We start from the raw sequence: 16399 nt of genomic DNA on the forward strand, positions 1-16399 counted from the left end.
GTCCGGCGTATGGTCCGCCGCCGGGATACCGCCCACCGCCGATGCCCTACGGGCCGCCGGGCAGGCCGACTCCGCCGCCGCGTAAGCGGGGCGGTGGCTTCACCTCGGCAATCCTGGTCGTCATCTTCCTGCTGGTCGGCGGCCTGGTGAAATACGCCGTCAATACCGGCGTCGACCTCGGGATCGGCGCGATCGGTCCGAAACCGACCACTACCTATACCCCCCAGCCCGGTACCGCACCCGCCGCGACCGGCGACAACCCACTGCTCACCGACGCCGACGGCACCCTGGTCCCGGCATCGTGCAATTACGCGCCGTGGGGCACCCAGGTGGACAAGGCACGCACCTTCTTCGAGTCGGCCGCGAAGTGCCTGGAGTCGGCGTGGAAACCGCTGCTGGCGGAGAACAATCTGCCCTTCGAGTCGCCGACGCTCAGCGTCACCGCGACCACCGACGGCATCACCACCCCGTGCACCGGTTCGACGAGCAACTTCGCCGCCTTCTACTGCCCGGCGAACAAGACCATCTACATGCCGATCAGCCAGCTGCAGACCGATCAGTTCCGCGACAACTGGGTGGTGTACCTGTCGGTGTTCGCGCACGAGTACGGCCACCACGTGCAGGCCCAGTCGGGCATCCTGCGCAAGGCCAACAGCGAGCGCGTCGACGCGGGCGCCCGCTCGGCCAAGGGCCTGGAGCTCTCGCGCCGAGTCGAGTTGCAGGCCAACTGCTTCGACGGCATGTTCATCGCCTCCTCGAAGGGCGGCGGCTCGCTGACCTCCTCGCAGGTCACGGTCGCCACCAAGGATTCCTACGGCCGCGGTGACGGCCCCGGCGACATGCGCGACCACGGCACCGCCGAGCACGGCGGCCAGTGGTTCGAAACCGGCTTGGATCGCAACCTCACGGCCCAGTGCAACACCTTCACCGTGTCAGCGAGCGAAGTGAACTGAGGCTGTACCGCCTCTCCGCGCCTTCTAGCCGGGCTCGTGTGCCACACCGGTAGCGTGGGCGGCCGACGGCGGGGTGCGGGGTGAGTCAGCCCGTTCCCGGTGAGTTACCCATGTCCGTGCGTGATCAGTTGTCAGGTGATTTTTATGTATCCCCCGCCTCCTCCGCAGCCGCCGTACGGTAGGCCCATGCCGCCGCCGCATGGCGGGCAGATGCCGCCGTATGGGGGACAGATGCCGCAGTACGGTCGGCCCGTGATGCCGCCTCACGGTAGGCCGTTGCCGCCGCCGTACGGTTATGCGCCGCAGGGGTATCCGCCGCCGCGCCGGGGTGGATCGGGTGCGGTCGGTGCGGTGCTGACGGTGTTGACCGTGTTCGGGGTCATCGGGTTGCTGGTTGCCGCGGTGACCCTGTCCGAGCAGAGCTCGCCCGGATCGGTCGCCGGGACGACGCCGCCGAGTTTCACCTACAGCTCGAATTCGCCGGTGCCGACCACGAATCCGACGACAGCGCGCGCCACGACCACCGCGCGCACCACGGCGCCGACAACGACCAAACCGGCGGGGCCGCAACCTGTTATCGCGCTCGGTCAGCATCCACTGTTCAAGAACGACGACGCGGGCCTGACGAACATGGACTGCGATCTGCCGCGCTGGTCGACCGACGTGACGGTGGCCAGGGCCTACTTCGCGGCGGCACAGGTCTGTCTCGATCAGATGTGGCGGTCGAACTTGGCCGCCGCGAATCTGCCCTTCAAGAGTCCGGGACTTGTTGTCGCGGAGAACTCTTCGGAGCTGTCATCGCCATGCGGTGGCTCGTCCAGCGGCGCGTTCTACTGCAGCGCTTCGAGCACCATCTACATGTCGACGGTGGGGCTGGTCCTGCACAACACGCCGTATCCGCCGATGGAAGCGCTGTCGATCTACGCGCATGAGTACGGTCACCACGTCCAGGGGCTCACCGGCGTGATGCAGGCCTCGTCGAATCAGCGTCGTGAGCAGGGCACGATGTCGGCGGGTGGGCTGGAGACGTCGCGTCGAATGGAGTTGCAGGCCAGCTGTTTCGGCGGCATGTACATCGGCTCTTCGGAAGCGGGCGGCTCATGGACCTCGCAGGAGGGCTACGCCGCGGTGAAGCACCACTACGACCTCGGTGACGGCAACGGCCGCCACCGAGATCACGGCACCCCGGACCACAACGGCAATTGGTACAACCAGGGCTACACGAAGAATCGCAACTTCCAATGCAACACCTGGCTGGCACCGTCCGACGAAGTGAGCTAATTCCCGTAGTGGCCTTCGCCGAAGCGGCGGGGCGAGGAGCCGTGAACGCCTTCGGCGTAGGCGGTTTCGGCGTGGAGGGCGAAGTCGATGCCCGCTGTCTCGTCTTCCTTGCTCACGCGGAAGCCGATGATCTTGTCGATGCCCTTGCCGAGCACCCACGAGACCGCGAAGGCGTAGGCCGCGACCACCAGGACCGCGACGAGCTGCTTGCCGAGCTGGGCGAGGCCGCCGCCGTAGAGCAGACCGTTCACGCCGCCGGTCATCACCTGGGTGGCCAGCAGGCCGATCAGCACCGTGCCCACGATGCCGCCCACGAAGTGCACGCCGACCACGTCGAGCGAATCGTCGTAGCCCGCCTTGTGTTTCCAGCCGACCGCGAACGAACACACCACGCCTGCGGCCAGGCCGACCAGCACCGCACCGAGGGTGTTCACCACGCCGCAGGACGGGGTGATCGCGACCAGCCCGGCCACCGCGCCCGAGGCCGCACCGAACGTGGTCGGCCTGCCGTCGCGGATCTGTTCGACGATGAGCCAGCCGAGCATGCCGAGACTGCCCGCGACCAGGGTGTTCAGGAAGACCGCCGCCGCGGTGCCGGTGGCGCCCAGCGCGGAGCCCGCGTTGAAACCGAACCAGCCGAACCACAGCAGACCGGCGCCGAGCAGCACGAACGGCAGGTTGTGCGGACGCATCGCGTCGATGTTGAAACCGATTCGCGGTCCGAGTACCAGCGCCAGGGCCAGGGCGGAAGCGCCGGAGGCGATCTCGACCACCAGACCGCCCGCGTAGTCGAGCGCACCGAAGTTCAGCAGCCAGCCGTCCGGCCCCCACACCCAGTGCGCGATCGGCGCGTACACCGCCAGCGTCCACAGCGGAACGAACACCATCCAGCCCGCGAACTTGGCCCGGTCGGCGATGGCGCCCGAGACCAGGGCGGCGGTCAGGATCGCGAACGTCAGCTGGAAGGTGACGAACAGCAGCTCCGGAATGGTGCCGCGGACGGAGTCGGGGTTGATCCCGGCCAGCCCGAGATGCTCGAGATTGCCGATCAGGCCGCCACCCGCGTCGTCGCCGAACGCGAGGCTGTAGCCGGCGACCAGCCAGACCACGGTGACCAGCGGGATCGCGATGAAGCTCATCATCAGCATGTTCAGCACGCCGGTCGAGCGCACCATCCCGCCATAGAAAACGGCCAGTGCGGGCGTCATCAACAGCACCATGGCGGTGGCCGCGAGTAGCCAAGCAGTGGCCGCTGGGTCGATCGTTGCGGGCACGGTAACTCCTTTCACGCGTGGATGCGTTGCGAGAAAGTTACCGAACACTCACCGCGGGTGGCGGCGCTAGCCCCGGTTTTCCTTGGCCAATGCCCGCGCGCCGCGCTTGCCGGGAACGGGCAGGTCATCGCCGTCCGTGAGCCACTCGGCGGTGGTGAGCCAGCGGCGCTGGGCATGCGCGTCGGCCACATCGAAGAACAGGCGGCGGCCGCGATCGTCGCGCGCGTCGCGGGCGAGCACCGCCCAGCTCGGCGGCTTGCCGCGGTCGGCGGTGTGTTCCACGACGAAGCCCGCGACCAGCTTGCCGACCATGTTGACCGGCTTCTGCGAAACCCGGTTGCCGTACTTGGTGGTGTGCCAGCGCCGCGCCGGACACAGTGAACCGGGGCTCGCGTTCGAGGCGATCCAGCCCGCGCGCTGCGCCCGTTCGATCAGCCACAGGTGCTTGACCGCAGACGGCGCGATCTCACCCACCCGTTCGGCGATGAGCGTGCAGACCTCGGCGTCGGCGAGGATATCGCGCCTGGTGGGGCCGATATCGTGGTCGGTCCAGTGCGCGGCGGCGAGGCGGGCGAGGACGCGGCCGAACTCGTCGATGCTGCGCTGGGCGCGGCGGCCGAGCCGTTCGATCCGCTCGGCCTCGCGGCGCATCTCGTTCTGCGCGGTGAGCGTGCGAATGGCGGCCATCGTCGGCACCTGCCCGCGTTCCAGCAGTTGCAGGATGGCGTCGGCGGTCGCCGGGTCGGCTGCGGCAGCGACGGGTAACGAGTCGCGTTTTATGTCGAAGTCTTGTGGGCTGATCGCCCGGCTCAATAGCCCGACCGCGGCGTTGTCGCCGGCGAAGTCGGTGTGGGCGAGCCAGGCGGTTGCGATGTCATCACACGACAGCACGGTGAAACGTTCCTCCGGTCGGTGCGGTGGGGGAGCGATCGGTGCGCGAAGGTTGTGCCCCGGTCGGGATGAGGGACCGGCCGGGGTCACCAACCTGATGAAGGTTTGGCCACCGAAGTTGCCGAGATCCACGGTAGCCAGGCACTTGCGCTGCTGTCACGACCGTTCATTATTTCGTTACATCCGGTAAGGGGCCGTCAACCGGGGAATTAGTTTGCATTCCTCGGGCAACCAGTATCAATAGATTGTTCAGTGGCGGATTCGCCGCGTATTCGGCAGTCGATAGCTCAGCCGTTGCGCCCTGTGGCACGCTTTGCACGTACGCTCCATACCGTGAAATTCAATGTGATTTAGATCACATCATGATCAAGGCTTCGTTACCTCGCGTGGGTACAGTGCCAGCCGCCGATAAACCCTGTCGGACGCTCTCGGTAGCCTGTGGGTCGTGGCTCTGTACCGGAAGTATCGACCGGCGACATTCGCAGAAGTAGTGGGTCAGGAGCACGTCACCGACCCGCTGAGTACAGCGCTGGATACCGGACGGATCAGTCACGCGTATCTGTTCTCCGGGCCGCGTGGCTGCGGTAAGACGTCGTCCGCGCGCATCCTCGCGCGGTCGCTGAACTGCGTGGACGGGCCGACGTCGACGCCGTGCGGTACGTGCTCGTCGTGCGTGGCGCTCGGGCCGGGCGGCTCGGGCAATCTCGACGTGATCGAACTCGACGCGGCCAGTCACGGTGGTGTCGACGACACCCGTGAGCTCCGCGATCGCGCCTTCTACGCGCCCGCCGAGTCGCGCTACCGCGTATTCATCGTCGACGAGGCGCACATGGTTACCACGGCCGGTTTCAACGCGCTGCTCAAGATCGTCGAGGAACCGCCCGCCCACCTGATCTTCATCTTCGCCACCACCGAGCCGGACAAGGTGCTGCCGACGATTCGCTCACGCACGCACCACTATCCGTTCCGGCTGCTGCCGCCCGCCACCATGCGCGGACTGCTCGGCAAGATCTGCGAGCAGGAGCACGTGCCGGTGGAGGAGGCGGTGTATCCGCTGGTCATCCGGGCCGGTGGTGGTTCGCCGCGCGACAGCCTGAGCGTGCTCGACCAACTGCTGGCGGGCGCCGGACCGGACGGTGTCACCTACCCGCGCGCGGTCTCGCTGCTCGGGGTCACCGATGTGGCGCTGATCGACGACGCCATCGACGCGCTGGCCGCCGATGATGGTGCGGCCCTGTTCAACACGGTCGATTCGGTGATGGAAGCGGGCCACGACCCGCGCCGTTTCGCCGTCGACCTGCTCGAACGGCTGCGCGACCTGATCCTGCTGCGCGCGGTCCCCGACGCCGCCGACCGCGGCCTGGTCTCCGGTCCCGGCGACGTCATGGAACGGATGCGTGACCAGGCCGAACGCCTCGGCCCCGCCACCCTCACCCGCTACGCCGAACTTCTGCACGAGGGTCTCGGCGAAATGCGCGGCGCCACCGCTCCGCGCCTGCTCCTCGAAGTGATCTGCGCCCGGATGCTCCTGCCATCGGTGTCCGACACCGAGTCGGCCACCCTGCAACGGCTGGAACGCTTGGAACGCGGATTCGCCGGTGGCTCCGTCCCTGCTCCTGCCCGCCCGGGGCCCGCCGCGGGTGAATCGCCTGTCGAGCGCCCCGCCGCGCCGTCGTCCAGCAGTGAAAGCCGGCGCCGAGGTGCGGAACTCCTCGCCGCTGCCCGGGCGGAAAAGGAAGCGGCCGCAGGTGGTTCGGCACCCCCGCCCGCTGCTCGCCCTGCGGCGGCGGAGGAGAACATCCCTGCTCAGGCCGCGCCGATAGTGGCCGAGGCCCCGGCTGCGCCGGTGCGACCCGCGCCGGCTGCGCCCGCCGCGCCACCCGCTCCGCAGGTGCAAGCCGTTCAGCCCGCTCCGCAGGTGCAAGCCGCACCGCCCGCTCCGCAGGTGCAAGCCGCACCGCCCGTGCAAGCCGCGCAGCCCGCACCGGCTGTGCAAGCCCCGCAGGCCTCGCCACCCGTTCCGCCGGTGCGAACGGCAGCGGACATGCCGTCAGCGTCGGAAAGCGTTGTACCCCAGGCATCGTCGCCCGCCGAAGGTTCGGTGAATGACGCTGTTGTCGCACAACCCGTCGACAACACGCCCGTCGAAAGTCCTGAGCCTGCCCCCCTGCCGGCCGAACCCGTCGCTGCGGTGCCTGCGGAAGTAGAAGCGCCGCAGGTCGATTCGACGCCGAGCGAGCAGCCTGACGCCGAGTCGGCGATACCGGCAGAGCCGCAGGTCAGCGCACCGCAGGCGGCGGCTCCCCCCGAGGATCTGGTCGGGATCGTCGATGCCGCGTGGCCGGAGATCAAGGGCAGGGTGCGGGAGTTCGGGGCTACCTTGCAGGCGCTGTTGTCGGGGGCGGCGGTGTCACGGGTCGAGGGCGAGGTGATCGTTTTCGCGCATCCGGCCGCGCCGTTGGCGCAGCGGTTGTCCGATCCGCGCAATATCGAGGCGGTGCGCTCGGCGGTGCGGGCCGTGCTCGGGCGTGAACTGGATGTGCGCTGGGAGACCGGTGCGCCCGCGCCGCGACCCGCGCCCGCCGCCAAGGCCGGGCCCGCCCGGGGCACGGGAAATCCGGAGAGCAAGCCGGCAGGACGCCCCAAGTTCTCGCGGCCGAGCCAGGCGGCGGGCAACCAGTCGCCGAACCGGGCGAACCGGCCGTCCGACGACGACATTCCGCCGCCGGATTTCCCTGACCTCCCCGACGACCCCGGCCCGGACGAGGGGCCCGAGTCCCGGTCCGGTGGCGATTCCGCGCGCAGCGCCGCCGTTCTGGCCCCGCCGACCCCGGAGGAGGAACGGGAGATGCTGGCCGCCGCCGCGGTGCCGGTGGCTCCCGGTGACCGTCAAGACCCGGACGAGGTCGCGCTGGCGTTGCTACGTGAACAGTTCGGAGCAAAGAGTCTGGATGGTTGACAGCCACCGTCCGTACCGCGTTAAGTTAACCGGAGTTCGCACACCACGGTAGTATGAACGGGTGGCCGGTTTCACCGGATGAGCATGGTTCTATGCTCCGCTGGTGCCTGCCGGGATTTGTACGGCGTCGAGACGATCGGTCGTGGCGTTCGTGCGGCCACCGCACCCCAAGGAAGGAAACACTCCGATATGACCACAGAGGCCTACATCTACGAGGCCATCCGCACTCCGCGCGGCCGCGGCAAGAAGAACGGCTCGCTGCACTCGGTCAAGCCGATCGATCTGACTGTTGGTCTGATCCAGGAGCTGCGTGGCCGCTTCCCGAACCTCGACGAGGACCAGATCTCGGACCTCATCCTCGGCGTGGTCACCCCCGTCGGTGACCAGGGCATGGACATCGCCCGCACCGCGGTCACCATCGCCGGCCTGCCCGACACCGTCGGTGGCTTCCAGCTCAACCGCTTCTGTGCTTCCGGCCTCGAGGCCGTGAACCTGGCTGCGCAGAAGGTTCGCTCCGGCTTCGACGATCTCGTCATCGCCGGTGGCGTCGAGTCGATGTCGCGCGTCCCGATGGGCTCCGACGGCGGCTCCTGGGCGCTCGACCCGGCCACCAACTACGACGGCTACTTCGTGCCCCAGGGCATCTCGGCCGACCTGATCGCCACCATCGAGGGCTTCACCCGCGATGACGTCGACGCCTACGCGGTGCGCTCGCAGGACCTGGCCGCCGCGGCGACCACCGGCGGTTACTTCGCCAAGTCGATCGTCCCGGTCAAGGACATCAACGGCCTGGTCGTGCTCGACAACGACGAGCACATGCGTCCCGGCACCACCGCCGCCGACCTCGGCAAGCTGAACCCGGCCTTCGCCGGCATCGGTGAGATGGGTGGCTTCGACGCCGTCGCGCTGCAGAAGTTCACCTACATCGAGAAGATCAACCACGTCCACCACGGTGGCAACAGCTCGGGCATCGTCGACGGCGCCGCCCTGCTGCTGATCGGTTCCGAAGAAGCGGGCAAGAACTCGGGTCTGACCCCGCGTGCCCGCGTCGTCGCGACCGCCACCTCCGGTGCGGACTCCACCATCATGCTGACCGGTCCCACCCCGGCCGCCAAGAAGGCGCTGGCCAAGGCCGGTCTGACGATCGAGGACATGGACCTCGTCGAGATCAACGAGGCCTTCGCCTCCGTGGTGCTGAAGTTCCAGAAGGACCTGAACGTCCCGGACGAGAAGCTGAACGTCAACGGTGGCGCGATCGCGATGGGCCACCCGCTGGGTGCCACCGGCGCGATGATCACCGGCACGGTGCTCGACGAGCTGGAGCGTCGCAACGCGCGCTACGGCCTGATCACCCTGTGCATCGGCGGCGGCATGGGCGTCGCCACCATCATCGAGCGCGTCTGAGCTCCGGCCGACTTTCACTTCTCATAGGAGAGAACGAAAAACTATGACTGACAACATCATCGGCTGGGAGAAGGACGCCGACGGCGTGGTCGTCCTCACTATCGACGACCCCAGCCAGGGCGCCAACACCATGAACGACGCGTACCTCGCGTCGATGAACGCCACCGTCGACCGCCTCGAGGCGGAGAAGGACGACATCACCGGTGTCGTTATCACCTCGGGCAAGAAGACCTTCTTCGCCGGCGGCGACCTGAAGAACATGATGAAGGTCGGCCCGGACAACGCGGCCGAGGTCGTCAAGATGGTCACCGACGTCAAGGCCCCGCTGCGTCGCCTCGAGCAGCTCGGCAAGCCGGTCGTCGCCGCCATCAACGGCGCTGCCCTCGGTGGTGGCCTCGAGATCGCGCTGGCCACCCACTACCGCATCGCGGCCGACGTCAAGGGTTCGGCCATCGGCCTGCCCGAGGTCTCCCTTGGCCTGCTGCCCGGTGGTGGCGGCGTGACCCGCACCGTGCGCATGCTCGGCCTGCAGAACGCGCTGATGCAGGTGCTGCTGCAGGGCCAGCGTCACCGCGTCACCAAGGCCAAGGAAATCGGCCTGATCGATGAGGTCGTCGCCACGGTCGAGGAACTGATCCCCGCCGCCAAGGTGTGGATCGCGGCCAACCCCGAAGCGGCGCAGCCGTGGGACAAGAAGGGCTACCGGATCCCCGGCGGCACCCCGTCCACCCCGGCCTTCGCGGCGAACCTGCCCGCGTTCCCGGCCAACCTGCGCAAGCAGATCAAGGGCACCAACATGCCCGCCCCGCGCGCCATCATGGCCGCGGCGGTCGAGGGTGCGCAGGTCGACATCGACAACGCGCTGACCATCGAGGGCCGTTACTTCACGAGCCTGCTGACCGGTCCGGTCGCGAAGAACATGATCCAGGCGTTCTTCTTCGACCTCAACCACATCAACGGTGGCGGCTCGCGTCCGTCCGTCGAGGATGTGCCCAAGCGTGAGATCAAGAAGATCGGTGTCATCGGCGCCGGCATGATGGGCGCGGGCATCGCCTACGTCTCGGCCAAGGCCGGCTACGAGGTCGTGCTCAAGGACGTCGAGCTCGCCAACGCCGTCAAGGGCAAGGGCTACGCCGAGGCCATCGAGGCCAAGGCACTCTCGCGTGGCAAGACCACCCAGGAGAAGTCCGACGCGCTGCTGGCTCGCATCACCCCGTCCGCCGACGCGGCCGACTTCAAGGGTGTCGACTTCGTCATCGAGGCCGTGTTCGAGAACCCGGACCTCAAGAACAAGGTCTTCCAGGAGATCGAGGACATCGTCGACGCCGATGCCCTGCTCGGCTCGAACACCTCGACCCTGCCGATCACCCTGCTCGCCGACGGTGTGAAGCGCTCCGAGGACTTCATCGGTATCCACTTCTTCTCCCCCGTGGACAAGATGCCGCTGGTGGAGATCATCAAGGGCAAGAACACCTCCGACGAGGCGCTGGCGCGGGTGTACGACTACACCCTCGCCATCAAGAAGACCCCGATCGTCGTCAACGACAGCCGTGGCTTCTTCACCTCGCGCGTGATCGGTACCTTCATCAACGAGGCCATCTCCATGGTCGCTGAGGGTGTCGACCCGGCCACCGTCGAGCAGGCCGGTCTGCAGGCGGGCTACCCGGCCGCGCCGCTGAAGCTCAGCGACGAGCTGAACTTCACCACCATGCAGAAGATCTACAAGGAAACCTCCGCGGCCATCGTCGCCGCCGGTGGCGAGCTCAATGCCGCGTCCGCGAAGACCGCCGAGGTCCTCGACACCCTGGTCGAGAAGTACGACCGCAAGGGCAAGCTGGGCGGCGCGGGCTTCTACGAGTACGTCGACGGCAAGGCCACCGGCCTGTGGGACGACCTGCGCGAGATCTTCAACTCGAGCCGTGAGCTCCCGGAGGGTGTCACCTTCCAGGATCTCAAGGACCGGATGATGTTCGCCGAGGCCATCGAGACCCAGAAGTGCTTCGACGAAGGCGTGCTCACCAGCACCGCCGACGCGAACATCGGCTCGATCTTCGGCATCGGCTTCCCGGCCTGGTCGGGTGGCTCGCACCAGTTCATCGTCGGCTACCCCGGTGGCCAGGAGGCCTTCGTGGCCCGCGCCGACGAGCTGGCCGCGAAGTTCGGCCCGCGTTTCGAGGTTCCGGCCTCGCTGCGCAAGTAAGTCGGTAGTTCCCGGTTTCGGCCGGGTCCGGACGCCCGTCACCTCGCTGAGGTGGCGGGCGTCCGCCGTTTTATCGAGGCTTGGCGTAGTCGGCGTAGCCCTGCCAGTCGAGCACTACGCACGGCTCGGCGCCGACGACCCAGGCATCGTGTCCGGGGGAGGCGATCATGACGTCGCCGGGGCCGAATTCCAGTTGTTTGCCGTCGTCCATCTCCACCACGATCCGCCCGGACAGGCAGTACCCGATGTGCGCGGCCTGACAGCTGTCGGTGCCCGCGATCGGTTTCACGTGTTCACTCCATCGCCAACCGGGTTCGAAGACCGCGCGGCCCACCGGGCCGCTGTCGACATTGACCAGGTCGAGTCGACCTTTCCCCTGCTCGAACGGCCGGGTTTCCTCGGGCGCGTCGAAACTCATGCGGACCAGCGTGGACATGACATCTCACTTCGGCTCGGGTGATGAGCGGTCATGTCGTGGTCCACCGAGTGGAGGGCAGCACGGCCCACGGCGGCGCCCACCGAGAATTCAAGTCTTCGCCGATTCGCCGTGAGGCGCAAGAGCCCCGGCTCGGGGTGCGGCTTCGTGGAGGTGGGCGGCGACCGACAGTTCGGGTGGTGTTCACCCAGGGGTGTGGTGGGGTGGATAGCTTGTCGTCCATGGGACGTCGGGTGGCTGCAGCGGTTCTGGGAATTGTCGTCGCGGGGGGCGCGGTGCCGGATGCGGGGGCCGCGGTCGAGGGCGTGCGGGTATTGGGGGAGCAGGTCGTCGCGCACGATGTCGAGTTCGCGGGGACGGTGGTGGGAGGGCTGTCGGGAATCGACTATCTCTCCGGCACCGGGGAATTCGTCTTGATCAGCGATGACCGGTCGGAGAAGGGGCCTGCCCGGGTGTACACGGCTCGAATTCCGGTGGGGGAGACGGGAATCGGTCCGGTCGACTTCGCTGGGACCCGGCCGCTGCTGCGGGCTGACGGAAGTGTGTATTCGCCGAAATCGGTGGACCCGGAAGACATTCGGGTCGATCCGTGGACGGGGGACTACTTCTGGACGCAGGAGGGAGAGCGGGCCGGCGCGGTGCTTGCCGATCCTTCGGTGCGGGTAGCGCGCGCGGATGGTGGGTTCGTCGCGGAGCTGCCGATTCCGGAAAACGAACGGATGCAAGCGGATCGGGGGCCACGGCAGAATCAGGCGCTCGAAGGGGCGACATTCGCGGCCGGTGGGGCGTTGTTCGTGACCGCGATGGAGGGTCCGCTGCTCCAAGACGGGCCGGGTGCGACGACTACGGCGGGGGCTACGACGCGGATCACCGTCCAGGCCAGGTTCGGGCCGGTGCTGGCGCAGTACGCGTATCCGTTGGAGCCGGTGTTCGCCGAATCGCGGCCGGAGGCCGGGCAGGCGAGCAACGGCGTGACCGCGATCCTCGCCGACGACACGTTCGACCCGACTCGGTTCCTGGTGGTCGAACGGGCTTTCGCCAAGGGCGTGGGAAATCGGGTGCGGATCTTCGAGATCGACACGGCGGCCGCGAGCAATGTGCTCGACGCGCCGGTCGCGGGGGCTCGCCCGGTGGCCAAGCGGCTCGTCGCCGACCTCACCGATCTCGGGATCGAGGCCGTCGACAACATCGAGGGAATGACCTGGGGTCCGCGCCTGCCCTCGGGTGAGCGCACGTTGGTGCTGGTCGCGGACAACAACTTCGCGTCCGAGCAGCGCACCCAGCTGATCGCGCTCGCGGTGCGCTGAACCGTGGTTTTCGGATAACCGATGCCGCCACAGCGTCGAATCTCCACCCGATAGATGCCGGATCGCGCTAGCTTGGATATGTGCGGTGATGTCGGGTGATATCCCCGCATGCCGACCGAAACGCCGGTGACGCCGATGGTGAGAGGTGGTCACATGGATCCGGAGCAGACGCGTATGCAGCGCGGGCTGGCCGAGGCGGCGCCGGTGGGGCTGAATACGCAGCGGACGATGGCGCCGGGGGTGCCCGACGAGGCCGTGATCGCGGAACTCGATGCCATGGGACTCACGGGGGCCAAGGAGATCGGGCGCGGCGGATTCGGCGTGGTGTACCGGGCTTTGCAGCCGGCGCTGGATCGCGTGGTCGCGGTGAAGGTGCTGTCCTCGGAGATCGATGTGGAGAGCCGGGAACGGTTCCTGCGCGAGGAACAGGCGATGGGCAGGCTGTCCGGGCATCCGAATATCGTCGACATCCTGCAGGTCGACGTGACCGAGACCGGGCTGCCGCTGATCGTGATGCCGTATTGCTCGCGCGGCTCGCTCGAACGTCTCATCCACGATCGCGGCCCGCTGACCTGGTCGGATACCCTCCGGGCCGGGGTGAAGCTGGCCGCGGCGATCGAGTCGGCGCATCGGGCGGGCATCCTGCACCGGGATGTGAAACCGGCGAACGTGCTGATCAGCGGCTACGGCGAACCGCAACTCACCGACTTCGGCATCGCCCGCATCCCGGGCGGTTTCCAGACGTCGAGCAGCCTGATCACCGGCTCGCCCGCGTTCACCGCGCCGGAGGTACTCAAAGGCAATGAACCGACCGTGCGGTCGGATATCTATGGCCTCGGCGCGACTCTGTTCGCCCTGCTCACCGGCCACGCCGCGTTCGAACGCCACGCGGGGGAGAAGGTGGTCGCCCAGTTCTTGCGCATCACCACCCAGCACGTCCCCGACCTCCGTGCCCAGGACATCCCCGGTGACGTGGCGGAGGTGATCGAACGGGCCATGTCCCCCGAGCCCGCCGACCGCCCCGCCTCGGCCTACGAGTTCGGCGAACTGCTGCGCGACGTGCAGCGCGCGCACGGCCAGATGCCCGACGAAATGGCGTTGCTCGACTCCGAGGAGACCACCGCCGACACCCCGGAGGTCCTGAAGTCGGTCACCGGCCGCCGCAGCTGGCCCTTGACTCTGCAGCCCGCAGGCGCCTCGGTGCCCATGCAGAGTTCGACGACCGGCACCTTTCCGCCGACCGCCGCCACCAAATTCCGCCCGCCCACGCCCGCGCGCGAACCCTTCCCGCGCCAGCGCCTGCTCGACGTGCTGCGTGCGGGCGGCGAGCGCCGACTCGCCCTGATCCACGCGCCCGCCGGTTTCGGCAAGAGCACCATCGCCACGCAGTGGCGCGCCGACCTGGCCACCCGCGACATTCCGGTGGCGTGGCTGGGCGTCGACCAGGACGACGACAGCGAGATCTGGTTCCTCGCCCACCTCATCGAGGCCATCCGCCGGGTGCGTCCCGATGTCGGCGCGGGGCTCGAGCAGGTGCTGGAGGAGCGTCCCGCCGACGCGGTCGCCTATGTGATCGCCACCCTGATCGACGAGATCCACGCGAGCGGGCGACCGGTGGTCGTCGTGGTGGACGACTGGCACCGGGTGCGCGATCCCGGCGTGCAACGCGCGATGGCGACCCTGCTCGACAACGGCTGCCACCACGTGCGGTTCGTCATCACCAGTCGCGATCAGTCCGGCCTGCCGATCAGCAGGCTGCGGGTGCGCGACGAACTGGTCGAGCTGGACGCGGCCGCGCTGCGGCTCACCGAATCGGAGACCCGGCAGATCCTGGTGGAGCGCAACGGTTTCGCGCTCACCGACGAGCAGGTGGAGCAGATCCACCTCGCGACCGACGGCTGGCCCGCCGCGATCCAGCTGGTGAGCCTCACGTTGCGCGGTAAGGCCGATCCGACCCAGTTGCTCGCCTCGCTCGCCGAGGGCGGGCACGGGATGCGCGAGTACCTGGCCGAGAACGTGCTCGACGCGCTGGCGCCCGAGCAGCTGGAGTTCCTGATGGCGATCTCGGTGGTCGAGCGGGTGAACGGGTCACTGGCCGGGCTGCTCGCCGACGTCTCCGATGGCGCCGCGATGCTGGAGCAGGCCGAGCAGCGTGAGCTCTTCCTGCATCGGATCCAGCACGATCCGGAGTGGTACCGCATGCAACCGCTGTTCGCCGAGCATCTGCGCGCCCGGCTCGACCGCGAACATCCCGGACGTTCGAAAGTGCTGCACCGCAGGGCCGCTCGCTGGTATGCCGAGCACCAACTGCTGCGCAAGTCGGTGGATCACGCGCTGGCCGCGACCGATCTCAAACTCGCCGCCGACCTGCTCGAGAGCGGCGGCATGGACCTGATCGACGGCTCCCGGCTCGCTACCCTGCTCGGTACCGTCTCGAAACTGCCGGTGCAGCAGGTGACCTCACGGTCGAAGCTGTTGATGGCGGTGGCCAGGGCGAACATGAACATGCAGCAGACGGGGACCGCCCGCAGCGCGCTCGGCAGGCTGTCGAACCTGCTGGCCCGCAGCGCGCCCGGTGAGCCGGAACTGACCGAACAGCGCTGCGTGGCAACGGTGCTGGAAGCCGCCGATCGGGTAGCCCACGATGACATCGCCGAGGTGGCCGACATCCTGGTACCCATTGTGGAAGAACCCGGCGACCTGCCCGCCTGGACGGTGTCGACCGCCGCCAACCTGATGTCGTTCGTTCGGCTGTGCGAGTTCGACTTCGACGCGGTGACCGAGCTACAGGATTGGGCCGCCGACTATCACACACAGTCCAAGGACCCGCTCGGTCCGGTCTTCGGGCTGTGCGCGCTGGGCGACGCCGCCTACGAGCAACTCGACATCGGTGCGGCTACCACTTCTTTCGAGCAGGCGTACGAGACCGCGCGGACCAAGGCGGGGCCGCGCTCGGACGCCGCACGGATCGCGGCCGCCCTGCTCGGCGAAGTGGCGTATCGCCGTGGCGATCTGACGCTGGCCGATCGGCTCCTCGACGAGAGCCACGAGCTGGTCACCCGGGTCGGTCCCGTCGACTTCCTGATCGCGACATTCGTTGTCGGGGCCAGGGTGAAGGCGGCTCTCGGCGATCAGTACACCGCCTCGGCCCGCCTCGACGAAGGCGCGCGCGTGGCCGCGGAGAACGGCTTGGCTCGCCTGGACGCGCATGTGCGGGCCGAGCGGTCCAGGCTCGGCTTCCCCGCGGGCGAGGACGCCTTCGTCCCCGACAGCTCCGGTAACGGCGCACGGCGGAAGAAGGGCGCCGCCGCGTTGATCACCGAGGCGCGTGGCATCGCCGACATCCGGGTGCTGCTGGCCGAACAGCGGTTGCGCGCCGATGATCGCGCGGCCCGCCATGCCAGGGTGATCTACGCGAAAACACTCGAACAGGGCCGTCCCAGGGCGGAATTGGACGCGACGTTGCTGCTCGCGGAGTGCCTCGCGTCGGCGGGATGGGTCGGGGAGGCGACCGGGCTGGTGCTGCCGGTCCTGCGCACCTGCGCCGAACTGGGCTGGACCAGACCGCTGCTGGACGCGGGGCCGGGGGTCGTCGGCCTGCTCCACGTGCTGCGCACGCAATCCCATGACGGGCAGGACCATCCGATCCTGCGCACCCTGCCCGGTCACTTCCTCGACGAACTACTCGCCTGAC

10 protein-coding genes are annotated in these 16399 nt (G+C 68.2%); 7 read left to right on the top strand and 3 right to left on the bottom strand.

Features of this window, described 5'->3' with window-relative positions:
- Window positions 1–41: 41 nt before the first annotated feature.
- Window positions 42–953, top strand: coding sequence for a neutral zinc metallopeptidase (locus ACFVJ5_RS11035; protein WP_379219858.1), 912 nt, complete (start codon window positions 42–44; stop codon window positions 951–953).
- A 186-nt stretch (window positions 954–1139) separates the two neighbouring features.
- Complete coding sequence (locus ACFVJ5_RS11040; protein ID WP_379219859.1) at window positions 1140–2234, top strand: neutral zinc metallopeptidase; 1095 nt, start codon at window positions 1140–1142, stop codon at window positions 2232–2234.
- On the opposite strand, the gene ACFVJ5_RS11045 is transcribed toward ACFVJ5_RS11040, so the two are convergent.
- Both ACFVJ5_RS11045 and ACFVJ5_RS11050 read right to left on the bottom strand, forming a co-directional pair.
- The gene (locus ACFVJ5_RS11045) at window positions 2231–3508 is read right to left on the bottom strand and encodes an ammonium transporter (protein WP_379219860.1); all 1278 of its coding nucleotides are present in this window, start codon (window positions 3506–3508) and stop codon (window positions 2231–2233) included. The two genes, ACFVJ5_RS11040 and ACFVJ5_RS11045, sit on opposite strands and share 4 nt — an antisense overlap.
- A 66-nt stretch (window positions 3509–3574) precedes the next feature.
- On the bottom strand, window positions 3575–4399 hold the full coding sequence (locus tag ACFVJ5_RS11050) for a hypothetical protein (RefSeq protein WP_379219861.1): 825 nt from the start codon (window positions 4397–4399) through the stop codon (window positions 3575–3577).
- 445 nt (window positions 4400–4844) lie between these two features.
- Between ACFVJ5_RS11050 and ACFVJ5_RS11055 the strand changes: the two genes are divergently transcribed.
- From ACFVJ5_RS11055 to ACFVJ5_RS11065, 3 genes are all read left to right on the top strand, one after another.
- Entirely contained in the window at window positions 4845–7358 is a 2514-nt protein-coding gene (locus ACFVJ5_RS11055; protein ID WP_379219862.1) for a DNA polymerase III subunit gamma and tau, read from the top strand.
- A 189-nt stretch (window positions 7359–7547) separates the two neighbouring features.
- On the top strand, window positions 7548–8762 hold the full coding sequence (locus ACFVJ5_RS11060) for an acetyl-CoA C-acetyltransferase (RefSeq protein WP_379219863.1): 1215 nt from the start codon (window positions 7548–7550) through the stop codon (window positions 8760–8762).
- A 43-nt stretch (window positions 8763–8805) separates the two neighbouring features.
- Window positions 8806–10962 (top strand): 3-hydroxyacyl-CoA dehydrogenase NAD-binding domain-containing protein, encoded by a 2157-nt coding sequence (locus tag ACFVJ5_RS11065; protein WP_379219864.1) that lies wholly within the window; start codon window positions 8806–8808, stop codon window positions 10960–10962.
- A gap of 70 nt (window positions 10963–11032) precedes the next feature.
- On the opposite strand, the gene ACFVJ5_RS11070 is transcribed toward ACFVJ5_RS11065, so the two are convergent.
- On the bottom strand, window positions 11033–11398 hold the full coding sequence (locus ACFVJ5_RS11070) for a cupin domain-containing protein (RefSeq protein ID WP_379219865.1): 366 nt from the start codon (window positions 11396–11398) through the stop codon (window positions 11033–11035).
- A gap of 233 nt (window positions 11399–11631) precedes the next feature.
- On the opposite strand from ACFVJ5_RS11070, the gene ACFVJ5_RS11075 reads away from it, so the two are divergent.
- Window positions 11632–12705: an esterase-like activity of phytase family protein gene (locus tag ACFVJ5_RS11075; RefSeq protein WP_379219866.1), complete on the top strand. Its 1074-nt coding sequence runs from the start codon at window positions 11632–11634 to the stop codon at window positions 12703–12705.
- Between the two features lie 153 nt (window positions 12706–12858).
- Window positions 12859–16398, top strand: a complete 3540-nt coding sequence (locus ACFVJ5_RS11080; RefSeq protein WP_379219867.1) for a protein kinase — start codon at window positions 12859–12861, stop codon at window positions 16396–16398.
- Window position 16399 lies beyond the last annotated feature (1 nt).

It is taken from the genome of Nocardia sp. NPDC127606 (assembly GCF_042671725.1).
Lineage (GTDB): Bacteria > Actinomycetota > Actinomycetes > Mycobacteriales > Mycobacteriaceae > Nocardia.

Excerpts from the sequence above, each read along its gene's own strand:
- ACFVJ5_RS11035 (WP_379219858.1), top strand. The coding sequence starts at position 42 with ATGCCCTACGGGCCGCCGGGCAGGCCGACTCCGCCGCCGCGTAAGCGG.
- ACFVJ5_RS11040 (WP_379219859.1), top strand. The coding sequence starts at position 1,140 with ATGCCGCCGCCGCATGGCGGGCAGATGCCGCCGTATGGGGGACAGATG.
- ACFVJ5_RS11060 (WP_379219863.1), top strand. The coding sequence starts at position 7,548 with ATGACCACAGAGGCCTACATCTACGAGGCCATCCGCACTCCGCGCGGC.
- ACFVJ5_RS11065 (WP_379219864.1), top strand. The coding sequence starts at position 8,806 with ATGACTGACAACATCATCGGCTGGGAGAAGGACGCCGACGGCGTGGTC.
- ACFVJ5_RS11070 (WP_379219865.1), bottom strand. The coding sequence starts at position 11,398 with ATGTCCACGCTGGTCCGCATGAGTTTCGACGCGCCCGAGGAAACCCGG.
- ACFVJ5_RS11080 (WP_379219867.1), top strand. The coding sequence starts at position 12,859 with ATGGATCCGGAGCAGACGCGTATGCAGCGCGGGCTGGCCGAGGCGGCG.